General features: G+C 37.8%; 25 protein-coding genes and 1 riboswitch. Of the genes, 7 read left to right on the top strand and 18 right to left on the bottom strand.

Features of this window, described 5'->3' with window-relative positions:
• Positions 1-33: 33 nt before the first annotated feature.
• The 4 genes from CKK03_RS12350 to CKK03_RS12335 all read right to left on the bottom strand — a co-directional run bounded on the left by CKK03_RS12350 (position 34) and on the right by CKK03_RS12335 (position 2,815).
• Entirely contained in the window at positions 34-942 is a 909-nt protein-coding gene (locus CKK03_RS12350) for an AEC family transporter (protein ID WP_099362881.1), read from the bottom strand.
• 427 nt (positions 943-1,369) lie between these two features.
• Complete coding sequence (locus CKK03_RS12345; RefSeq protein WP_099362880.1) at positions 1,370-1,921, bottom strand: hypothetical protein; 552 nt, start codon at positions 1,919-1,921, stop codon at positions 1,370-1,372.
• Positions 1,922-1,968: 47 nt separating this feature from the next.
• Positions 1,969-2,145: a hypothetical protein gene (locus CKK03_RS23715; protein WP_180271240.1), complete on the bottom strand. Its 177-nt coding sequence runs from the start codon at positions 2,143-2,145 to the stop codon at positions 1,969-1,971.
• A gap of 301 nt (positions 2,146-2,446) precedes the next feature.
• Positions 2,447-2,815 (bottom strand): hypothetical protein, encoded by a 369-nt coding sequence (locus CKK03_RS12335; protein WP_099362878.1) that lies wholly within the window; start codon positions 2,813-2,815, stop codon positions 2,447-2,449.
• Between the two features lie 214 nt (positions 2,816-3,029).
• Positions 3,030-3,133, top strand: a riboswitch (SAM riboswitch).
• Between the two features lie 84 nt (positions 3,134-3,217).
• Between CKK03_RS12335 and CKK03_RS12330 the strand changes: the two genes are divergently transcribed.
• Complete coding sequence (locus tag CKK03_RS12330; protein ID WP_180271239.1) at positions 3,218-3,415, top strand: Fur-regulated basic protein FbpA; 198 nt, start codon at positions 3,218-3,220, stop codon at positions 3,413-3,415.
• A 99-nt stretch (positions 3,416-3,514) separates the two neighbouring features.
• Here CKK03_RS12330 and CKK03_RS12325 read toward each other — a convergent pair whose 3' ends face one another.
• The gene (locus CKK03_RS12325; RefSeq protein WP_099362877.1) at positions 3,515-4,273 is read right to left on the bottom strand and encodes an SDR family oxidoreductase; all 759 of its coding nucleotides are present in this window, start codon (positions 4,271-4,273) and stop codon (positions 3,515-3,517) included.
• Positions 4,274-4,460: 187 nt separating this feature from the next.
• Between CKK03_RS12325 and CKK03_RS12320 the strand changes: the two genes are divergently transcribed.
• The gene (locus tag CKK03_RS12320) at positions 4,461-5,069 is read left to right on the top strand and encodes a TetR/AcrR family transcriptional regulator (protein WP_099362876.1); all 609 of its coding nucleotides are present in this window, start codon (positions 4,461-4,463) and stop codon (positions 5,067-5,069) included.
• 31 nt (positions 5,070-5,100) lie between these two features.
• Here the strand turns inward: CKK03_RS12320 and CKK03_RS12315 are convergent, their stop codons facing one another.
• The 6 genes from CKK03_RS12315 to CKK03_RS12290 form a co-directional block, all read right to left on the bottom strand.
• Positions 5,101-5,910 carry a pentapeptide repeat-containing protein gene (locus CKK03_RS12315; RefSeq protein ID WP_099362875.1) on the bottom strand — a complete coding sequence of 270 codons (810 nt, stop codon included), beginning with the start codon at positions 5,908-5,910 and terminating at the stop codon, positions 5,101-5,103.
• A 97-nt stretch (positions 5,911-6,007) separates the two neighbouring features.
• Positions 6,008-6,625, bottom strand: coding sequence for a nitrite reductase (locus CKK03_RS12310; protein WP_099362891.1), 618 nt, complete (start codon positions 6,623-6,625; stop codon positions 6,008-6,010).
• Between the two features lie 160 nt (positions 6,626-6,785).
• A complete protein-coding gene (locus CKK03_RS12305) occupies positions 6,786-8,288 on the bottom strand; it encodes a YcdB/YcdC domain-containing protein (protein WP_099362874.1) in 1,503 nt (500 codons plus the stop codon).
• Positions 8,289-8,358: 70 nt separating this feature from the next.
• Positions 8,359-8,568 (bottom strand): copper chaperone CopZ, encoded by a 210-nt coding sequence (copZ, locus tag CKK03_RS12300; protein ID WP_099362873.1) that lies wholly within the window; start codon positions 8,566-8,568, stop codon positions 8,359-8,361.
• 90 nt (positions 8,569-8,658) lie between these two features.
• A complete protein-coding gene (locus CKK03_RS12295) occupies positions 8,659-11,055 on the bottom strand; it encodes a heavy metal translocating P-type ATPase (protein ID WP_099362872.1) in 2,397 nt (798 codons plus the stop codon).
• Between the two features lie 13 nt (positions 11,056-11,068).
• Positions 11,069-11,371: a metal-sensing transcriptional repressor gene (locus CKK03_RS12290; RefSeq protein ID WP_099351538.1), complete on the bottom strand. Its 303-nt coding sequence runs from the start codon at positions 11,369-11,371 to the stop codon at positions 11,069-11,071.
• A 360-nt stretch (positions 11,372-11,731) separates the two neighbouring features.
• Here CKK03_RS12290 and CKK03_RS12285 point away from each other — a divergent pair, with 360 nt between their 5' ends.
• Together CKK03_RS12285 and CKK03_RS12280 are read left to right on the top strand one after the other, a co-directional pair.
• A complete protein-coding gene (locus tag CKK03_RS12285) occupies positions 11,732-12,424 on the top strand; it encodes a thermonuclease family protein (protein WP_099362871.1) in 693 nt (230 codons plus the stop codon).
• Between the two features lie 90 nt (positions 12,425-12,514).
• Positions 12,515-13,726 carry a NupC/NupG family nucleoside CNT transporter gene (locus CKK03_RS12280; RefSeq protein ID WP_099362870.1) on the top strand — a complete coding sequence of 404 codons (1,212 nt, stop codon included), beginning with the start codon at positions 12,515-12,517 and terminating at the stop codon, positions 13,724-13,726.
• Between the two features lie 54 nt (positions 13,727-13,780).
• On the opposite strand, the gene CKK03_RS12275 is transcribed toward CKK03_RS12280, so the two are convergent.
• Together CKK03_RS12275 and CKK03_RS12270 are read right to left on the bottom strand one after the other, a co-directional pair.
• Positions 13,781-14,440: a 3-oxoacid CoA-transferase subunit B gene (locus CKK03_RS12275; protein WP_099362869.1), complete on the bottom strand. Its 660-nt coding sequence runs from the start codon at positions 14,438-14,440 to the stop codon at positions 13,781-13,783.
• Positions 14,441-14,453: 13 nt separating this feature from the next.
• Entirely contained in the window at positions 14,454-15,143 is a 690-nt protein-coding gene (locus tag CKK03_RS12270) for a CoA transferase subunit A (RefSeq protein WP_099362868.1), read from the bottom strand.
• 154 nt (positions 15,144-15,297) lie between these two features.
• On the opposite strand from CKK03_RS12270, the gene CKK03_RS12265 reads away from it, so the two are divergent.
• Entirely contained in the window at positions 15,298-16,182 is an 885-nt protein-coding gene (locus CKK03_RS12265) for a LysR family transcriptional regulator (protein ID WP_099362867.1), read from the top strand.
• A 61-nt stretch (positions 16,183-16,243) separates the two neighbouring features.
• On the opposite strand, the gene CKK03_RS12260 is transcribed toward CKK03_RS12265, so the two are convergent.
• The 3 genes from CKK03_RS12260 to CKK03_RS12250 form a co-directional block, all read right to left on the bottom strand.
• On the bottom strand, positions 16,244-18,055 hold the full coding sequence (locus CKK03_RS12260; protein WP_425432862.1) for an adenine deaminase C-terminal domain-containing protein: 1,812 nt from the start codon (positions 18,053-18,055) through the stop codon (positions 16,244-16,246).
• A gap of 164 nt (positions 18,056-18,219) precedes the next feature.
• A complete protein-coding gene (locus tag CKK03_RS12255) occupies positions 18,220-18,585 on the bottom strand; it encodes a DUF1801 domain-containing protein (RefSeq protein WP_099362865.1) in 366 nt (121 codons plus the stop codon).
• A gap of 41 nt (positions 18,586-18,626) precedes the next feature.
• Positions 18,627-19,334, bottom strand: coding sequence for a DNA alkylation repair protein (locus tag CKK03_RS12250; protein ID WP_099362890.1), 708 nt, complete (start codon positions 19,332-19,334; stop codon positions 18,627-18,629).
• Positions 19,335-19,491: 157 nt separating this feature from the next.
• Between CKK03_RS12250 and CKK03_RS12245 the strand changes: the two genes are divergently transcribed.
• Positions 19,492-19,863, top strand: coding sequence for a VOC family protein (locus CKK03_RS12245; RefSeq protein ID WP_099362864.1), 372 nt, complete (start codon positions 19,492-19,494; stop codon positions 19,861-19,863).
• A gap of 84 nt (positions 19,864-19,947) precedes the next feature.
• Here the strand turns inward: CKK03_RS12245 and CKK03_RS12240 are convergent, their stop codons facing one another.
• Both CKK03_RS12240 and CKK03_RS12235 read right to left on the bottom strand, forming a co-directional pair.
• Positions 19,948-20,343: a VOC family protein gene (locus tag CKK03_RS12240; RefSeq protein WP_099362863.1), complete on the bottom strand. Its 396-nt coding sequence runs from the start codon at positions 20,341-20,343 to the stop codon at positions 19,948-19,950.
• Between the two features lie 126 nt (positions 20,344-20,469).
• Positions 20,470-20,922, bottom strand: a complete 453-nt coding sequence (locus CKK03_RS12235) for an SRPBCC family protein (RefSeq protein ID WP_099362862.1) — start codon at positions 20,920-20,922, stop codon at positions 20,470-20,472.
• Between the two features lie 119 nt (positions 20,923-21,041).
• Here CKK03_RS12235 and CKK03_RS12230 point away from each other — a divergent pair, with 119 nt between their 5' ends.
• The gene (locus tag CKK03_RS12230; protein WP_099362861.1) at positions 21,042-21,440 is read left to right on the top strand and encodes a nuclear transport factor 2 family protein; all 399 of its coding nucleotides are present in this window, start codon (positions 21,042-21,044) and stop codon (positions 21,438-21,440) included.
• Positions 21,441-21,448 lie beyond the last annotated feature (8 nt).

The following is a 21,448-nucleotide window of genomic DNA, read 5'->3' as shown; positions in this document are numbered from 1 at the left end:
AGATAGGAAGTGGTCCGGAGTCGGACCACTTTTTTAAATTAGATTGGCAAATACATATAAAATCACGATACTCACCAAGATTGTGATATTAGTAACCGTTGCAATTAACCGTATACTTTCATTACTGTACTTGAATTCAACCGCAAATGGGATGACCGATGAAGCAACCGGAAGTAGCAGACCAATTAATACGGTGTACCGAAACATATCCTCGTATGGAAGCAGAAAGAACAAAGTGACTCCGATCAGTAAGCCCACGCCATAACGGAACGTTAAAAATTTCAACATCGGCTTCAAAAATTGCTTTTCAAATTTAAAATTTAAATAAAGCCCCAAAAGTAATAAGCACAATGGCATATTGGCTTGTGAAATTGTACTTGCCACATTAATGACCATTTCCGGTAATTTGATATGACTTAAATTTAAAGTACTTGCAATCAAATACGTCATCAATGGGATTGATTTCGTAAGTTTTTTTACAATCGAAATCGGTTTGAGACTTAAACCTTCTTCAGAAAAATAGCTACCTAAAATATAGCTAATACCAAAGACAATTAAGGATGTTCCCACATCAAATATACTAAAATACGTCAATCCATCGATTCCCCAAATTGCAAAAACAAGCGGAAACGCAAATAAACCAACATTAAAACCGGACGACATCATTAAAAACGAACCCTTAAGCTCTTTTTCCTCATTTTTATAAATAACCATGCCCAATACTGATATGATGATTCCATAAACAAGGACAATAATCGGAATTAAAATGAGGTTCAGCTCAATTTCAACCGTATCAAACGTCACAAGCACTAACGCAGGGAGAGTAATTTTAAAAATAATCTTGGAGATCGTCTCTCCATCCTTCTCCTGCAAAATACCAATGCGCTTCAACACATACCCCAGCGCAATAATCAAAACAATATACAGAAACTCCTCATTCATAAAAACACTACTCCTCTTGGGTCAGAGGGACAGGTCCCGTGTCCCACCAAAAATTTCCATTTACTATATCAATCTACCTTTCAATTTTAATCAAAAGTTCCACAGAATGATAGATGCAAAAAAGTAAATATAAAAAATCGAGATTTGCAAGCGATTTGACGAAGTTGGCATATTTGCTGTTTATGTTATGACATTCTCCACATATATCCAAAAGTCTTGGTATTTATGGTGTTTATGTTATGGCCTTTTCCACTAATATCCAAAAACCCTAGCATATATGATTTTGCAGTACCATTTTCCACTTTCTACTAAAAGTTCTGTCATATTTAGTATTTAATTTCCAAAAACAAAAAGAGCATCAATCCATTTTTGGATTGACACCCCTCATTCGATACTTTTTTTTCGTTTTGTGAAATGCTCCTGAATATTAAAGTTTCCCCTCAATCCCCATAATCTTCTCAAGATTATCAAGCAAAAACTGCTTACCAACATCATTAAAAACCACTTGTTGAAATTCTTTCTTGTTATATTGCATCGTGACAGACTCTATTCCATATCCCTCAGATAGATCGTTCGTGATTGTTCTTGTCTTCCCGGCTTCCGTTGTTTCTTCACTGAGGATACCTAAGGCTTTTAATTTTTTATTAATCACTACTCCAGTTAACCTTTTGCTTTTATTTTCATCTAAGACTTCATTAACAGCATGTGCGAATTTATTAACACCTATTTTACCGGGCGGTAACACAATTTGACTTTTTTCATTTTGGGTAATTTTAAAGGATTTAGGTTTCTTTTTCTTAATTGGGGAAGTAGGAAGCTTTTCGATGTACTGAGTTAGGAAGAATAAAGGTCTTATGATACTGGGGTCATGCAGGAAACTTTCATCACCAATTTTTTCTCCCGTTAGTGGGTTCAATCCATTTGCTAATGCTTTGATTATAGTCTTTGATTCTATTAAAATCTCATGGTCATGGTTCACCGTCTCACTCCTAATTAGTAATTATTATTTAAAAAATCCCGTTTTCGTTATTTAGTTCTTCTCAACTCATCGATTTCCTCCAATGACAATGATAATCCGGTTGCTTCCGAAATAATTTCAGGCTTGATTCCCTTAATTATTAGTTTTTGAGCAATTAATATCTTTTCTTCTCTTTTTCCTTTTTCCTCATATTTTTTATATAACTCTTCAAATGGTTTTGCCATTTCTAGCACCTCCAAGAATTTTTCTTTTTCTGTTTGTTCGATACCACTATAATTAACTGCGACCATTGCTCCGATGAGATAATATGCTAAATCATCATTGTGATATTTCAGCAATTTATCCGTAAGTTCATACGCCCTTTTGGACGTTGTAGACTTTTTGACTTCATCATTGGTAACAAAATAACTTGTAGCTTTTCAATATTTGAGAAAACCTCATCATTTTTAATTATTTCCTTAATTTTACTAAAAATTTCATCACCATCAAAGTCGTGTTCAAGGAACAAGCATTCATGTTTTTGTTTTACACTTCCAATATAAAGTTTTTGTAAGGTAGTAAAAGGGACTCCGGCAGAGAAAATGATAATACGGCGGATATTTTGTTTGCGTTGTTTATATAGCTGCAAGTCATAGTGGGCAAATCGGATGAGATCATCGACATTGAGAGCGTCTGATTCGAATTCGATGGGGCAATTGTGTCATCTTCGAGGAGAAAATTGAGATCCATACCTCTGTCTTTCATTTCTATTGTTGCTACATTCGTCTGAATAACATCTTTCACCATTGGAATCTGAATTCCGGTAAAAGGAAGAAATTCATCTTTAAACATAACAGCGAGCGATCGTAAACCAATATCCATGTGATTTCGGGGAATATTATAATCATTTGTCAAACGGGGTCTTCCTTCCTTATTTATTTTTCAAATACTATATTTCGACAACGAATGTGGATTTCCTCTAATAATTTTAAATAAAAAACGTTTATGATTACTTTTTTCATTGTTACGGATTCATTACATTTTGTATTACACTTTAAATTCAAGTAGACACATCGGAATAATAAGTTTAAACTGTATATAAGGTGTTTCAGTTGTATAAAATTAATAAAACTTATCAAGAGAGGTGGAGGGGCTGGCCCTGTGAAACCTCAGCAACAGATTCGTCGAATACTGTGCTAAATCCTGCAAGCTAACAAGCTTGAAAGATAAGTGAGGTTATCCTAATCATAAAAATGCCTCTTCTTATCTTGTTATTGGGTCTTCTAAAAAGCCAATTACGAAAGGAGAGTTATGATTATGGCCTTATTAAAAGATGTTATTGAGAAACGCAAAAATGAGATCATTCGGAAACTAATTGAGTGTAATCAGTATAAAAAGGATGGGAGACATCTATTTGAATTATCCCTCCCCGAATTAGAACATGAATACTTTAAAGTTCAATCCAAAGGACACCCTCATACTGGTTATGGTTCGATACGTTGGAAAAACTTTTAATATCTGTTAGGATCCCTCTAGGACCTAAACTTGAAGGTTAATTATAAAATATGCAAAAAAGCTTGGATCACCATATGTGACCCAAGCTTTTTGCATATCTTAATACGCGGTCCAACCAGCATCTCCTGTGATAACAGTTCCATTGACAAAACTTGCGTCATCTGAGGCAAGGAATAGTGCGATACTAGCGATTTCTTCTGGTTTTCCTGTACGTGGATTGAGGGTCAATCCTGACATTATACGGCCCATTCCAAAGTCACTTCTACCAGTCATCGAAGCACTGATATTTGTTTCAACACCGCCTGGTGCGATCGCGTTACAACGGATCCCACTTTGCGCATACATGAATCCTGTGTTTTTCGTGAATCCAACAACCGCATGCTTAGAAGCTGTATAAGCTGCACCCGCTCTTGCCCCTTGAAGTCCGCCTGCAGAAGCTACGTTGATAATAACCCCCGCATTTTTCTCTAAAAAGATAGGCAGTACTTTACGGGTTGCGCGCATCACGCTCGTTGTATTGACTGCAAAAATTCTTTCCCATTTCTCGTCTTCAATTTCCCCAGCTGGTTCAAAGTTGTCCATAATTCCTGCATTATTTACTAAAATATCTACTGTTCCATACTTCGTTACAGCAGAATTAATTAAATGTTGAATGTCTTCTTCTTTTGCCACATTGGTCATAACAGCGATAGCTTCTCCGCCATTTGCCTTGATTTCATCAACAGTTGCATTAGCTGCTTCAATATTAATATCTGAAACGACTACTTTTGCCCCTTCATTTGCGTACAGGATTGCAATTGCTTTTCCCATACCAGAAGCGGCACCAGTAACAACAGCTACTTTATTCTCTAGTCTCATGTTCATTCCTCCAAATATGATAGAATGCAATTTAATAAACAGTTGTTCACTAATCAACAACTACCTATAGTATAATAAGAAGAATAATACGCTTACAATCAGCAAAACCATGACTAAGTGTTCACTAATGAACAAAAATAGATGATTTTGTCTAGTATTTTTGTTTATTAAACATGGGAGGATGTTTATGTCTAGTAATAATGATTATCTTGACCGAAGAATTGTCAAGTCAAAACGAGCAATGAAAGATGCTTTACTATCCTTGATGAATGAAAAAGATTTAAAAGAGATTTCGATATCAGATATTGTACGAGTTGCGGATCTAAATCGGGGTACATTTTATAAGCATTTTCAATATAAGGAAGATATTCTGCATGAGATTATGGATGAAGTGATCTCCGATTTGATTGAATCTTATCGTGAACCATATAAAGGCGTTGAAGTTTTAGAAATTAAAAAACTGTCTACGTCCGCGGTAAAAATATTTGACCATGTCTATAAATACGCAAATTTTTATTCACATATCGTCAAGACAAACGCTTTAACAGGCTTTCAAAATAAGTTCTGTACTGTCTTAAAGGATCTCGTCTTAACTGACTTGCATGATGCACTCACCAATTCTAAAATTGATAGAGAGATTCACGCAAATTACCAAGCATATGCAATATTAGGGATGGTCGTTGAATGGATTAATGGCGGGTTAAAGTACAGTCCGCAATTCATGGCAGAACAACTCCTCGAAATAATCAAATACAATCGGGCTGATTCTGTTGTGAAACCAGTGATAAAAAAATAGATGGGACAGTTACCTGTCCCAAGCAAGTTTATTATAGCCAATGAGTTGGTCTATGTAAAAAGTTTGGTATTTTTGTATGTACATTTCCTCTAGCTGAACTTATTTGAGATTGTGTTAGAAAAATAGCATCAGTTAGGTTCGCATGACTTAAGTCTGCATCCCTAAGGTCAGCTCCAATAAAGTCAGCTTTTCTTAAATCAGCATGGCTCAAATTAGCTGCTATTAGTAGAGTTCCTCGAAAGTTAGCCCCCTGTAAATCAGCGCCTTTTAGATTGGCTCCTACGAAATCGAGACCCTTCTTTTTTTGTTTCTCTTTCTTTTTTCCAGTTAAATCTTTTCGGTACAATTCACTAGTTTCCAGCAAAAATTCATTCACCTTACTTCGATGAGAGAAAATGTCAATTTGTAAAATTTCTTCAGGAGAACTCTCCGTTAATTGTAACGTTTCGTTGTACAGGTTTTGCAAACTAAAATGAAATGACTGAGTTTCCTTCAAATTTAAAGCTTGGTTGAGATACCAAAGCATTTCATGAAGTTGTTGAACAAGGGGAAAAACCTCAAACATTTCGCCGGCTCGCTCTGGATTGTCTCTCCAATCACGCCCTTTATAGATGGTCTGTGAGACATGTTGACCAGCTCCAAAACATTCATAAGAAACACATCCACGAAACCCTTTTTTCCTTAATCCCTCATGAATATTGCAACGGTTATCTGAGCATAGATTACGGCATGGCTCTCCACCTTCTTTATTAAAGGGAAAATCTGATGATTTACCATAAGGTAGGGCTACACAACATAATCCAAAACATTGAGTACAATCTGACATTAAATAATCATTCATTCACAACACTTCCATATTTCCTAAATATATTCCAAGTATAAATGAAAGAACATTCTTTTTATACAGTTAATTAGTAGAGGTACACTGTGCCATTATTTTAGCTAATGAGTTGGTCTATCCCTATTCGCTTAACAAATTTATAAAATTGCTCCCGCTTTTTCCCCTGTTCTGCATATGTAGAAATGATTTTTTCGATAGAATCATAGAGCTCGTCTGGTGTGAGGTTCTCCTGCAATAAGGTACCTACCTCAGCATCCTTTCCTTTTGCTTTCCCACCAACATATAAATCATAGTGGTCTCTCATTTTCATAATCCCGATATCGTTAACCAACGGCTCACCGCAGCCAACCGGACAACCCGTATATGCCACTTTAAGCGTAAATGGTACTGGCTTCCCAGCAATACGGCGATTAACCTCTTTTGCAACCGGCATGCCCTCTTCTTCTTCCCCTTTGCAAAAATTGCACGTTCTTAAACTCTTAACGAAATTTCCAACTGGATAACAAGCTAATCCTACCCGCTCAAATTCTTCAATGATATCTTCCTTTTGATCTTCAGGAATTTCGATGTAGAGTTGCTGGAATGTCGTCAACTCAAGCTCCTCATCTTCATTCATATATTTAGAAATGGCCACAAGTTGCTTTGCATTCAACTTTGCACCAAATCCAATGCCTCCATTTATGGCAATCTTTATTTTTTTCACATCGTCACCCATCATAAACACACCCCTATTTTAATACACCCGGTAGGTATATATCACTCTAAATTTATAGACTATTTATATTCATATTTTACTATACCCCCCTAATGTATGTAAACTGATTTTAACACCTGAATAAACCAAAAAAGCAACCCTAGAGACTGCTTAACAAAAATCACTTAATAAACGTCGCGTCACCAACATCCACATACATCGCTTCCCCACTGGTTGCGTCAATTGCACGGACGTGACCAACTGTATCTGGAAAATCTGCTACATAAGCAAGGGTGTAAATGGACTTCCCGTCTTCATCATACTCACGGATAAACATTCGTTCCATTTTCAAATGTTTTTTATAGATGTCTTTTGCCTCATCAACTGAAATATCGGGTTTGATCGATAGATTACTATATATTTTAAGGGATGGTACGTCCAAGTTGAAATGAGTTATTTTTCCTGTATATCTACCAACCTGGATTACTGTCACATGGTTATTAACTCGCAGACCTTGATGGAATAAATGAACATAGAAGGTGTAGGTTTCCTCAACTTCTATGTATTCCTCTTCCCAATCCTCGAACTCTTCATCAAACATTTCGGCTTCATTTAAATCTTCTTCAAGCTCAATTTCTTCTCCCTCAAACCCTTCAATATCTTCCTCAAATACATCTTCGAATTCATCGTTTTCCGTTTCAAAGACTTCGATTCTAAATCGTTCATGAGCATCAGGAAACTGTTTAAACAACAAACTCATTGCCCGCTCTTGCGCATTCTCTAAGCCAATTTCTTCCCCACTATTATCATGTTCTTCTCCATTTTTAACGTGTAAAAGGCACCCTGTTTTCTCATCAAAACAAAACCTTATCACATGATTGGACTCTTCTTCCATATCAAAAGAATACGAATCTACAGAGTCTTGCTTGGACCAAACTTCAACAAGTTTCCCACCCTCTACCTGCTTATCTAAAAGTGTATAATCAGTTGTTAGACTGACAAGTTCATATACATCCTGAACAGGGGACTCTCGTTTTACTATGGTCAAATCTGTTGGATACTCTTCTCTTATACTTGGAGAATCTGATCCGTCAACAGGGATTTCCATAATCTGCTCAATCACACTGTAAGATAGGTGGTAATTGTTATCTCCATTTTTATAAACTTCATGATCAAATTGTTGAATATTCAACTCGAGGTCTAGACCTTCGATGTATGTTTCCAAAGCTTTCTCTTCAGAGACAACGATATCAGAATAAAGAATCTCATAGTCTTCATCTGTACTGTAAAAACTCATGATTTGACCTGAAGTCGAAATCGTTATTGAAAAACCAGTGCTATGTATAAACAAACCATACTTCTCATCTCTTTTTTCATACGTCACCATGTAGGGATTATCTAAATCTAGGATTCCCGAAAACTCGTATTCTTGCTGCCCTGGGAAAAAGGTGTCAACGAATTTTTTCGCAATCTCCGTTAATTCTTCTTTCTTGAGCGTTCCCTCAGGTGCATCATCCACTAACGAATAGCTCACTAACTCTCCCTTTTCATTCAGTGAATAGCTTCCGATAACTTCATCTGTACTTGTATCATAAATATCAAAAATTTCGTCTTCATCCTCCGAAACTTGATCATACGCTCTTACAGGCAAAAAACCCTGCAACTTCTCCATCAATTTGTTCATCATTCCCCTCCACTGTACCAAAAAGGGAGTTCATGTCTAACCACGAACTCCCTTACTGTATAATGTAATATTATGCTACAACATCATAGCCTTCTTCTTCAATTGCTTCTTTCATAGCATCTACGCTTACTTTAGATTCATCGTAAGTAACATCTACTTTACCTGTTTCTAAGTGAACTTCAGCAGCTGATACGCCATCTAAGTTTTTCAATGCGCCCTCGACTGCTGCTTTGCAGTGACCGCATGACATGCCTTGTACGTCTAATGATTTCTTTTCCATGATGTTTTCACCTCCTTTAATGGAAGAGTGTCTAGTACTATCCCAATCGGCTCGAGACCAAAAATCGTCTGCCGAAGCCGAGCACTATTCTTATAATTTCACTCGTTTTAAACGAAGTGAGTTAGAAACAACACTTACTGAGCTTAATGCCATTGCAGCACCGGCAATCCATGGTGCAAGTAATCCAATCGCAGCGACCGGAATACCAGCTACATTGTATCCGAAAGCCCAGAATAGGTTTTGACGGATATTTTTAATCGTTTGATGACTAATTTTAATGGCTTTCGGAATCAGCAATAGCTCCCCGCCAAGAATTGTTAAGTCAGCTGCTTCGATTGCTACTTCTGTACCTGTGCCAATGGCTATCCCGATATCCGCTGTGACAAGAGCAGGTGCATCATTTACACCATCCCCAACCATGGCAACCTTTTTACCTTTAGCCTGAAGCTCTTTCACTTTGTCTGCTTTTTCTTCAGGTAACACTTGTGCGATTACCTGGTCGATACCAACTTGCTTCGCAATTGCTTGTGCAGTTCTTTCGTTATCACCCGTTAGCATGATGACTTCAATACCCATCTCTTTTAATTGCTTAATTGCTTCTGGCGCAGTTTCCTTAATTGTATCAGCCACGGCAATCATTCCGCTATATTCGCCATCAATTGCAATCAACATAGCTGTTTTTCCTTGTGTTTCAAATTGAACCAGTTGCTCTTCAGATCCAGTAGTAATAATAAGATGATCCATCATCAATTTTCGATTCCCCACAAGAATGTGTTTACCAGAAATTCTTGCTTCGATACCATGGCCGGGTATGGCTCTAAAATCGTCAACCTCTAAAAATTCGATATCATTCTCTGTTGCATAGGCAACAATTGCCTCTGCAAGTGGATGCTCTGAACCTTTTTCCGCACTAGCTAATAATTGCAAGGCTTCATCGTCACCCGTAAAATCAGTAACTTCTGGTTTACCTTTTGTGATTGTTCCGGTTTTATCTAAAACAATCGCTTCAATTTGATGTGTACGTTCTAAGTGTTCTCCACCTTTGAATAAGATCCCGCTCTCAGCTGCTCTTCCTGTTCCAACCATAATGGATGTCGGAGTGGCAAGACCTAAAGCACACGGACATGCAATCACGAGTACGGCAATCGCTGCGACTAATGCAGGCTCAAATTGTCCTGGCTCCACAAAAGCAATCCAGATAATAAAGGTTAAAATTGCTATACCAATAACAATTGGAACGAAATAACCTGAGATCACATCAGCAAGACGTTGAATTGGCGCCTTTGAGCCTTGCGCTTCCTCCACAACTTTAATGATGGATGCAAGAGCTGTATCTTTCCCAACCTTTGTTGCTTCCATTTCAATAGCGCCGTTTTTATTAATTGTAGATCCAATTAGTTTTGCACCTGGATCTTTTTCAATTGGAATCGATTCACCTGTAAGCATTGATTCATCAACAGACGTTCTTCCTTTTACAACGATACCGTCTACAGGTATTTTTTCACCTGGTTTTACAAGTACACGATCTCCAACAACAACGTCTTCAACTGGAATCATGACTTCTTTTCCATCCCGAATCACGCGTGCTTCTTTCGCTTGCAGATTCAACAATTCAGAAATCGCATTTGTTGTATGACTCTTTGCTCTTGCCTCTAAAAACTTACCGAATAATATTAATGTTATCAAAACGGCACTCGTTTCAAAGTATAAATGTGGCATATAATGTGCATTCCCAATTGTTTTCATCGCTTCATATAAACTGTAGAAATACGCAGCACTTGTACCTAATGCGACAAGCACATCCATATTGGCTCCACCGTTTCGAAGGTTCTTATAAGCACCCTCATAAAATTGCCAACCGATAATAAATTGAACCGGTGTCGCTAACGCAAATTGAAACCATGGATTCATAAAAATAGCCGGTACGTTCATTCCAAATAGATGAACGAGCATCGTAACTAATAATGGCGCTGAAAGCAGGGCCGAAATAATTAATTTCGTTTTTTTAGATTGAAGCTCTTTTTCTTTGTAAGTTTGTTTTTCCTCAGCTTCCGCCTTTGGTTTCGCGTCATAGCCTAGCTTTTGAATCTTCTCAATCAGGTCTTTGACATCAATCATACCTGGATTATATTCAATAGCAGCACTTTCAGTTGTTAAGTTGACCGTTGCCAGCTTAACACCCTGTTGTTTATTTAAAACCTTCTCAATCCGATTAGAACAGGCCGCACATGTCATCCCAAAAACATCGAGTTCTGTTTTTTCCAATACAACGCCATATCCGATATGTTCAATCTTTTTTGTAATATCTTCAATAGAGGTCTTTTCCGGGTCATAATTAACGGTTGCTTTTTCCGTTGTTAAATTAACCTGCGCTTCCACCCCATCCATTTTATTTAACTGCTTTTCAATACGGTTGGAACAGGCTGCACACGTCATTCCCGTTACACCAAGTGTTGTATGTTGCATTGCACGCTGTGCCTCACTCATCGTCTATACCCCCTTATTTCGAAAACTGCTTTAAAACAGTCATTAACTCATCAATCGCTTCTTGACCTTCCCCATTCTTAATTGAATCACTGACACAATGTTTCATATGGCGTTCCGTAATTGTAAACCCGGTTTGTTTTAATGCAGATTGGATGGCACTTATTTGTACTAAAATATCTACACAATAACGATCTTCTTCAACCATTTTCTGAATGCCACGAACCTGACCTTCGATTCGTTTTAAGCGGTTAACTATAGCTTGTTTTTCATCTTTTGTTCTTGGTTGACTCGGGTGCTCATGTAAAAATTTATCCAAATCAATCACTTCCTTTTCTTTATACTATTACTATACCCCCCTATAGTATTAAAGTCAATTAAAAAGATTGATAAAAATTAGCAAATAAACTTTTTTATTTACGTGAATAGGCATAGTAGGTTTTAATTTTTGAAAAAAGCAGGATATGTAAGCCCATTAAGAATGTATCGTGAATTTATTCATTTCGTTTTTCTTTATAACTAGAGTGTACGATACCCCCCTATTGTATGCAAATGTATATTTTGTGACTTTTAAAAAAAGACCATTTCTATATTGTTCGGTAAATTCAACCCTTGAAATTTTCGTGATCTTACATATGATTAATTTAGTAACATAGATAAGATAGCAAAGGGAGAAACAATGAAGAGTATAGTAAAAACATTATTAGTATTAATAAGTATACAGTTCCTATCCGCTTGTTCAGATACCATTGATGTAAAAGGAATCCAGGAACTAGCCGACAAGGTTGAGCAAGCTAGTGAAATCTTGGGTTCAAAGGAATTGGAGGAAATCAGGGATGCAGTTGGTAATGCGTCTGAGTTCGCTGGAGAAATTGAAAATCTAACTGAAGTCCTTACAAAGCTCCCCGATGAAGTTAATGAAGACAAAGTTGTAACAGCTCAAGTAGAATCTTGTTATGACGGAGACACTTGTAAGGCGATTGTAAATGGAAAAAAAGAGTCCCTCAGATTTTTACTTGTAGATTCTAGTGAAATTAAAGGCGGACCAATGCCATATGCAGAAGAAGCGCGTGACTATTTAAATGATTTAGTGGAAGGAAAAGAAATTGTTCTTGAGTTAGGTAAAGGAGATAGTCGCGATAAATACGACCGATTACTTGTCTATGGGTTCTTGCCAACAGGTGAAAACATTCAAGAAACAATGTTAAAAGAAGGTCTTCTAACAGTAAGATATATTTATGAAGACAAAAAGTATCTCGACGATTATATTGCCGCGATGGAGCAAGCGAAAAATGCAAAAATCGGCGTATGGTCCATTCCAGGATATGCAGGGTATGATCAGCCGTACAATTTAGACGCTGTCACTCACTAAAGAAAATAATGCAAAAAGCCTATCTAAAGACAAGCATTAATTCGTATATTCTTTACCAAAGATGATAAATCTACCATTAGAGGTGATTTAATGAACATACTTTGGGGGATATTCGGAATCTTGGTAGTACTTGGGATAGGCTTATTATTATCACGCAACAGGAGTAGTATTAATCCTCGAACAATCCTGATTGGATTACTAATCCAATTGAGTTTTGCTTTTATTGTTTTAAAATGGGAGACAGGAAGAGCGGCACTTAAATGGGTTTCAATGAGAGTTCAGGATATTGTTAACTACGCTAATGAAGGAATTTCTTTTCTATTTGGATCGCTTTCAAATACGGATGAATTTGGAGTAATTTTTGCCATTCACGTGTTAACGATTATTATCTTCTTTTCTTCTTTAATCTCAATCCTTTATTATCTTGGGATTATGCAATGGTTCATCAAGATCATCGGAGGAGCATTATCTAAGTTATTAGGAACCTCGATGACTGAATCTATGTCGGCGGCTGCAAATATCTTTGTTGGCCAGACAGAAGCACCTTTGGTCATTCGTCCTTACTTAGCTAATATGACCAACTCGGAACTATTTGCTGTAATGACAGGTGGACTTGCTTCGGTTGCAGGTTCTGTCCTTGTAGGGTATGCCCTCTTAGGTGTCCCCTTAGAATACCTTTTAGCTGCAAGTTTCATGGCTGCACCTGCTGGACTTATATTAGCAAAGATTATTATGCCTGAGACCGAGCATTCCAACATAAAGGATTATGAAATGCAAAAAGATTCTGATTCTACTAACGTAATCGATGCTGCAGCTCGAGGTGCAAGTGATGGTTTACAACTTGCTTTAAATGTTGGGGCCATGTTACTCGCCTTTATTGCACTCATTGCGTTAATAAACGGGATATTAAGTGGACTTGGGGGTCTATTTGGTTATAACGCTTTAAGTCTTGAAAGCATCTTAGGAATCATTTTTTCACCGATTGCATTTGCCGTGGGTGTACCATGGTCAGAAGCAATTACGGCCGGTAGCTTTATAGGTCAGAAGCTTGTACTAAATGAATTTGTGGCTTATTCTTATTTTGCCCCTCAAATTCCCGAGCTAACTGAAAAAACGGTCATCGTTGTCAGTTTTGCATTATGCGGTTTTGCAAATTTAAGTTCAATGGCCATTCTGCTTGGTGGATTAGGTGGACTAGCACCCTCCCGACGCTCAGATATTGCAAAATTGGGATTACGAGCAGTTGCTGCTGGAATGCTTGCTTCCTTACTAAGTGCTGCGATTGCCGGAATGTTTATATAAAATATCAGAAAAAGGATAAGGGGTTGCCTTATCCTTTTTGCGTTAATCATATGTCTAAAATGCATCAAGTTTTACTTCATCTGCTATGATCAATTCAGCTTCAGTAGTTTCAACTATATCTTGAACGCTATACCCCTTTGCCACCTCAACCAATTTTAAGCCATTCTCTGTGACATCAATAACCGCTTGATCTGTGATAATGCGATCTACTACTTTTTGACCTGTAAGTGGTAGACTACATTTCTTTAATATTTTAGGCTGACCATGTTTATTCACATGTTCCATAATGACAATCGTCTTTTTGGCACCGTGAACTAAGTCCATGGCGCCACCCATCCCTTTAATCATCTTTCCGGGAATCATCCAGTTGGCTAAATCGCCATTCTCTGCCACTTCCATCCCGCCCAAGATTGCGATATCAATATGTCCACCGCGAATCATCGCAAAAGACTCGTCACTGCCAAAAAAGCTAGCACCCTTCATTGCCGTGACAGTTTCTTTTCCTGCGTTGATAAGGTCAGGATCAACCTCTTCCTTTGAAGGATATGGTCCAATTCCTAATAATCCGTTTTCCGATTGTAAAACCACATGTTTATTCCCTGCAATATAATTTGCCACCATTGTTGGCATCCCTATTCCCAGATTCACATAGTTTCCGTCCTGAATTTCCTGTTCTGCCCTTTGTGCAATCTTCACTCTCACGTAATTCGACATCGTTCTACCTCCCCTAATCTCTTACTGTTAAACGTTCAATTCGTTTTTCATGCTTACCTACAATAAGTCCTTGAACATAAATACTCGGTGTGTGAATTTCGTTAGGATCGAGTTCGCCAACCTCTACAATCTCCTCTACCTCTGCAATCGTATATTTCCCGGCTGCAGCCATGATTGGATTAAAGTTCTGTGCTGTTTGTCGATAGACTAAATTTCCTAATTTATCTGCTTTCCATGCTCTAACTAAACTAAAATCAGCGGTTAATCCTTCTTCTAATAGGTATTCTTTTCCATTAAACTCTCTTGTTTCACGTCCCTCAGCAATTGGCGTTCCAACTCCTGCTGGGGTATAAAATGCTGGAATGCCCGCTCCACCAGCCCGAATTTTCTCCGCTAATGATCCTTGTGGAACTAGCTGAACCTCCAATTCGCCACTTAACACCTGTCTTTCAAACTCCTTGTTTTCCCCCACATAAGAGGAAATCATCTTTTTAATTTGTTTATTTTGCAAAAGGATTCCAAGTCCCCAATCATCTACTCCACAGTTATTCGAAATCACTGTTAAATCCTTTATATTCGCCTGCCGTAGGCCAATGATTAGATTTTCAGGAATTCCAACAAGGCCAAAGCCACCTACCATTAAGGTCATCCCGTCTTTGATAGCGCTTACAGCTCCTTCAAAGCTTGTAAATATAGTTTTCATTTATTTCCCCTCCTGAAATACGATATTTGAATCTCTGTATTTTATTTCATAATTTTCAATATCTTCTTAATAAAATTTTACAACAATCCCATTTATCCGTAAAATGAATAATAAGAATAATCTTTATTACAAAACGGAATAAAAGGAGGCTACTATGGAGCTAAAAGATTTACGCTATTTTATGGAAGTTGTTGATTACGGTAGTTTTACAAAAGCAGCAGTTAACACCTACATCTCTCAACCAACCCTAAGTAAATCCATTAAAAAATTAGAAACTGATCTTAACGTTGAACTATTCGAACGCTCAACTCGAAAATTAGTATTGACTGATGCTGGTAAACTTGTCTATAAGCAAGCAACTAAAATTTTAGGTGCCACAAATGAACTTCATACCTTATTAGACGATCTTATAAATCTACCTACCGGAAATATAAAAATTGGGATCCCCCCCTTAATTGGAACACTCTTCTTTCCAACCATTGCGCAGAAATTTGGAAATCAACATTCGCAAGTGTCGTTAGAATTAATCGAACTTGGTGCCAAGCGTATAGAACATTTGGTAGATGATGGGCAAGTAAACGTGGGTATTGTAGTAAATCCAACCGATCACAATAAATTTTTGGTCGCCCCCTTTATCAAAGAAGAATTTATGCTTTTCACTCATCCCACACACCCATTATCGAATGAGAATTCTGTAAAACTTGAACAACTAGAAAATGAATCTTTTATTCTCTTTAATCAAGAATTTGCTTTACATAATTTGATTATTCAACAATGTCAAAATGCTGGATTCACTCCTAAAATTGCTTATGTGAGTTCACAATGGGACTTGATAACGGAACTTGTGATTGCACAACTGGGGGTTACTCTTTTACCAAAATCCATATATTCAAAAATGGATGAAACTCAAATAAACAGGATTCCACTCGAATCACCACCCATGTGGGAACTTGTTGTTATTACCAAAAAAGATAGATACCAGTCTTTCGCGGTAAGAGCTCTGCTAAAGTTTCTTGTTGATGAGTTTCAGAATCATTAGCCCAAACACAAAGCAACCTACAAACATTCATATTTCATTGTTTGTAGGTTGCTTATTTTCACTACTTCGTTACCTGTGTCCCGAACGTTTCAGCCTTTAACAAAATAGCGTCCTTCTTCACTTCATAAAGCCCATATGGTACCAAGCGTAATCCTGGAAGGAAGTCGCAGGTTAAGAACAATAAGGTATAAAGTATATCATGGAATGGGAATCCTCGTTCCTGCAAAGTTTGAAGCAATTCATCATGATATTGGACTGCTTGATCGAATGATGGGCTCGTAGTCATCATACCTGTAAGTGGTAAAGGAATTTCAAGGATGATCTCATCACCATCCACAATGACAATACCCCCACCAATTTCTTGGGATCGTGATGCTGCTTTTGCCATCGCTTGAGGGTTTCTTCCAACAACAAGTAGTTCCGTCGTCGTATTGTACGTTGAAGCCATCCCATCAAGGGTAACTGCAAATCTTTCCAGGACTGCTCTACTGACCCAATTTCCTCTACGATCAATCAATGCTGAATACATTAGACCTTCATGACCTGAAAGGTCCGCAAAACCATTCACAGATGGAATGATGGTATCTTTCCTAGCGGTAATGACATTACTCTTAAAATAAGAAACTGGTAGTGGTTCATTTTCATCCGGATGTGGATATTGATAGAGTTCTGGATTTTCAAGAACAGATTTCGGGAATTCAAATGCTTCTCTTACCACGTATTTTGTCCAGTCTACTTCTGGCATCGATGCCAATAATTGTCCATTTTCTGCAACAACCTCACCGCTCGCAACGACTAAGTCAGGGCGGAAGTCAACTAGGTCAGGAAGTAGGAGAATGTCTGCCTTTCTTCCCGGAGCAATGCCCCCAATGTAATCTTCAAGGCGAAGGTACGTCGCTGCATTGATTGTCACCATTTGAATCGCATCCATCACTGGAACACCAAGTTCAACTGCTTGACGAACAAGTCCATCAACAAATCCTTCTCTTTCAATAAAGCCAGGATGTGGACCATCAGTTGTCATTACAATTCTACTTGTGTTGACGTTACCTTCTGTAATCATTTTAATCACTTCTTCTAAATCTGGTCGAAGCGAACTGTTTCGTAATGTCGTCCACATTCCTAATCGAAGACGGTCTAATGCCTCTTTCGCCGTAATTGCTTCATGGCAAGCTGTCACTCCTGAAGCGACAATCGCATTTAATTTTTCATACGAACAGCCTGAAGTATGGCCGTCGGAAACCTTTCCGATTTCTTTTACATAATCCATTGTTTCTAGTAAAAACGGATCTCCATTATAAAGGAGCGGCCAGCGTGTTACTTCCGCTGAACCAACCACTTCTTCCAATGCAAGTAGTTCTTGAATATCTTGGTGATTATACCACTCACGTTCACCCGGATAGTCCGCCTGTGAAACAAGTCTTACAAGCCAAAGGAAATTTCCGGGCAAGGATTTTAAGTCATAAACCATGTCCTTGAAGCCTTTCGCTCCCATATGTAAATAGAAAAATAGATTATCATTGACCGATGTGGTTGTACCAAGTGGCAACACCTTACTTGTTATGCTAATAGGATTATAGACAACCCAAGGATGAGAATGTGCTTCAATGAACCCGGGAGCCACATACTTTCCGTTAGCATCAATGACCTTCGTATGTTCTCCAACCATCGCTTCACTTTCTCCAACATACGCGATACTATCCATATATACAGCCACATTTAGCTTTAAAAACTCACCAGAATACACATTAATGACTGTCCCGCCTTTAATATACAAATCAGCAGGTATATTCCCCTTTGCTACTTCCACTAGCTCACTTCTCTTTGCTCTTAGCTTCAAACTCCCCACTCCTCTATACAAAATCAGTCGCATTACGTTTTGTATACCTTCGTCTATATAACATAATATTAATAAGAGTAGTGCGGAACTGTCAATCCTATTGCTTGAATTTATCAAAAATTTAGATATCGGGACACAGGGACAAGTCCCTTGACCAAAAATTAAAGGGACAGAGCCTTAGCCCTCTCCCTTACGCTTTATTTCTCATTCAAATCCATCGCAACCTTAATGAATTCATTAAAAACATCAGGTTGGATCTCTTCTAGTTTTTTAATCCTAATATGCCTCATCCCTTTGCCTGACCCTTGTAATAATTGATTTGTATCCTTTTCTTGAAGTTCAACACCTCTGTGAAAACCGAAATTCACATGTTTTTTAGAGGCCTGAAGATAGCACACCAATCCATTGTAGGTGTAATTCGGCATTGACCATTTATATTCCTCGACTAAGTTTTGAGATGCATCTAGTATGATTTTTCTTAAAGCAGTTGTGATGTTCTGCATATCCTCTGGTAATTCCGAAATATATTGGTCTACCTCTTTAATTGTTCTTACCTGTCCCACACTTTTCACCTTCAATCATGTTTATGAACAATGTTTTGAAATTAACAAATACAAGTCTTCCGCTTCAGACCGACTCGATTTTTCTGTTCTACTTTCTTTATGTAATCAGACGCAAGAGGAACTTTACATGCTGTATTCCCCACATCTACATGCACCTTGCCAATATGTGCTGCGACTTGCTTCGCTTCATTATTTAGTTCCGCTACATAGGTACCCACAGACAAAACAAAGCTATTCATCACATAGCGAACCCGATTTTTCTCTTCATGGATCGTGCTCTTCACTTGATTCAACAGCTTTCTTATTTCTGCGATATCTAGTTTTTGATCTGGTGTGATTGATAAATAGTTTGAGTATGTACTCCATCCACAAACCGCAATCATTTCTTCCTCAGAGTTCATCCATTCCCTTGCCAATTCGAGTGCAAACTCACTCTCAGCCGCTACTTGTGCAACAGTATATTCTGCAGCCATATACCAATATGCTTTAGTCGCCCAATCTTGCAACGTCTCCTTCGAAATTATCTTTGGATTAACTGAGAGGCCCGCTAAATACATGGCATCATGATTAACAGAATCATATAATTTTAACGCCAAGTCATGGTCCTTCTTAACAAACTTGACAAGCTTCTTCAAATCCCCTATTTTAACTCCAAAATGCGGCTCTCTTACACCATGATTCTTGTAAATTTGCTTTATTTGCTCGGAACCTAATTCCTCAAGTTTTACCATAATTTCTTCATACGTCACTTTGTTCATCCTCTCATTATGTTCTAGAACTACCTTCAAGTATTGACAAATAGATCCCCTTTTTTATTAATAATTTTAGTTAGTTACCCATTGTGAATCTTGTGAATTTAAATTTACTCCGTTATAGTTAAATTAAACCATAATTAGGAGGGGAAAAATGAAACTTGGTGCATTTTCTGTCAGTTTAAATGTAAAAGACATCCACAAATCAAAGGTATTTTACGAAAATCTAGGTTTTCAGACATTAGGTGGGGACATTAATCAAAATTGGCTTATCTTGAAAAATGGAGATACTGTAATTGGTTTATTCCAAGGGATGTTTGATAAGAACATTCTCACTTTTAACCCTGGATGGGATCAAAACGCACAAAATCTCGATTCGTTTACAGACGTTCGTGATATCCAAAAGCAGCTAAAAGAAAAAGGAATGACAATGCTGACTGAAGCAGATGAATCAAGTGAAGGACCAGCTCATTTTGTCATAGAAGATCCGGACGGCAATCAAATTCTATTCGATCAGCATCGCTAAACACATACATATTACACTAATAAGCCTTTCACCCATTACTATTACTGGGCAAAAGGCTTTATTAATTGAGGGACTTGTTAAAATCTACTTTGCATTTTCATCAGGTTGATGAATCCCAAATAAATTTCCTTCTGTGTCAATATAGTATCCCTGCCAAGCCATACCTGGAAGTGCATATTTAGGCAATGCAACCTTCCCACCACTAGCTATAATTTTCTGTTCAGTAGAATCATAATCAGCCACACCCATTGTACAGGCATAGCCATTCAAAGGCTGGTTTGCTCCAGGAGGAGGACCTTGTCTTTGCATCAGAGCACCATTAATACCAAGTTCATTTGCATCCCCTGTTACAGCCCCGAAATAAGGCATCCCCGCATAGTCCGTCCAATCTTCAAATTTCCAGCCAAAAACTTCACCATAAAACTTTTTTGCACGCTCCATGTCATCGACATGTACTTCAAAATGAACGATTCTTCCCATGTTATCCACCTACATTTTCATTATTTTTTCCAACATTATGTAATTCTACCTCTGATACTGTTACACCTTCACCATTATCGGAAAAAATAAAAAATGTTATTCAGCATATTGAATAATCTTTTCCACTTATCTCTCAAGATAGCTTTTCAATGCATCTAAATCTTTGGCACTTGCTTTTTTAAAGGTTCCTGCCATTAACTTACCAAAAAACTTTGCAAAACCTGTCAACCCCTTGATTTCACCATGCAATGTAACAACTGTCTGATTTCCGGATGACTCTAGTAGGTATGTAAATATATATTCTCCTTTTCCAGTTGTTCCTTTTGTACCATCACAGCGGAGCACAATTTTATTTGGTTCATTAAGTTCAACAACTTCAAAATGTTCAGTAGCTTTTGTCCCAAACATCGTTCTTGTTTCCCTCCACTGACTTCCCTCACGCATTTGCCCCTCATCTAAGCGCTCTATTTTCACTAATCCTTGCATCCAGTGCTGAGCGGCATCAAGGTCCAGTAATCCTCTGTATGCAACCGATTGAGGTACATGGATGGTTCTTATTACTTCAAAAGATATTCCCAAGCGACTCTCTCTCCTTATCGAGCTTTTTTAAAAGTATATCATACAACCTGTTCATTTGAGTTCCAATAATTGACACCGATTTATTCAACACATATAATTTTTAAAAAAGGATGATTAACATGAGTACCGAACAGGAAATCACAACAACTTCCACCCTGAAGGAAAAAGCACTGTCTTTTCTAGATTTAATAGTATCAGGGAATGTTCGAGTTGCATACGAACAATACATTGGCTCTAATTTCCGTCACCACAATCCCTATTTTCGTGGCGATGCAGAAAGTCTCATGCTCGCTATGGAAGAAAATGCAGTCCAGAACCCTCATAAGATTTTTGAGGTGAAACTTGCCATAGAAGAAGGAGACAAGGTTTCTGTCTACTCCCATATCATGCAAAATCCTGATGAGTGTGGTGCAGCAGTTGTACATATCTTTCGTTTCGAAAATGACAAGGTCGTTGAATTATGGGATATCGGACAACCCCTACCAGAGAAATCCCTAAATGAAAATGGTATGTTTTAAACAACTTT

Source organism: Fredinandcohnia onubensis (assembly GCF_002734215.1).
GTDB classification, from domain to species: Bacteria; Bacillota; Bacilli; order Bacillales; family Bacillaceae_L; genus Ferdinandcohnia; species Ferdinandcohnia onubensis.
This window is presented reverse-complemented; position numbering and strand designations above follow the sequence as displayed.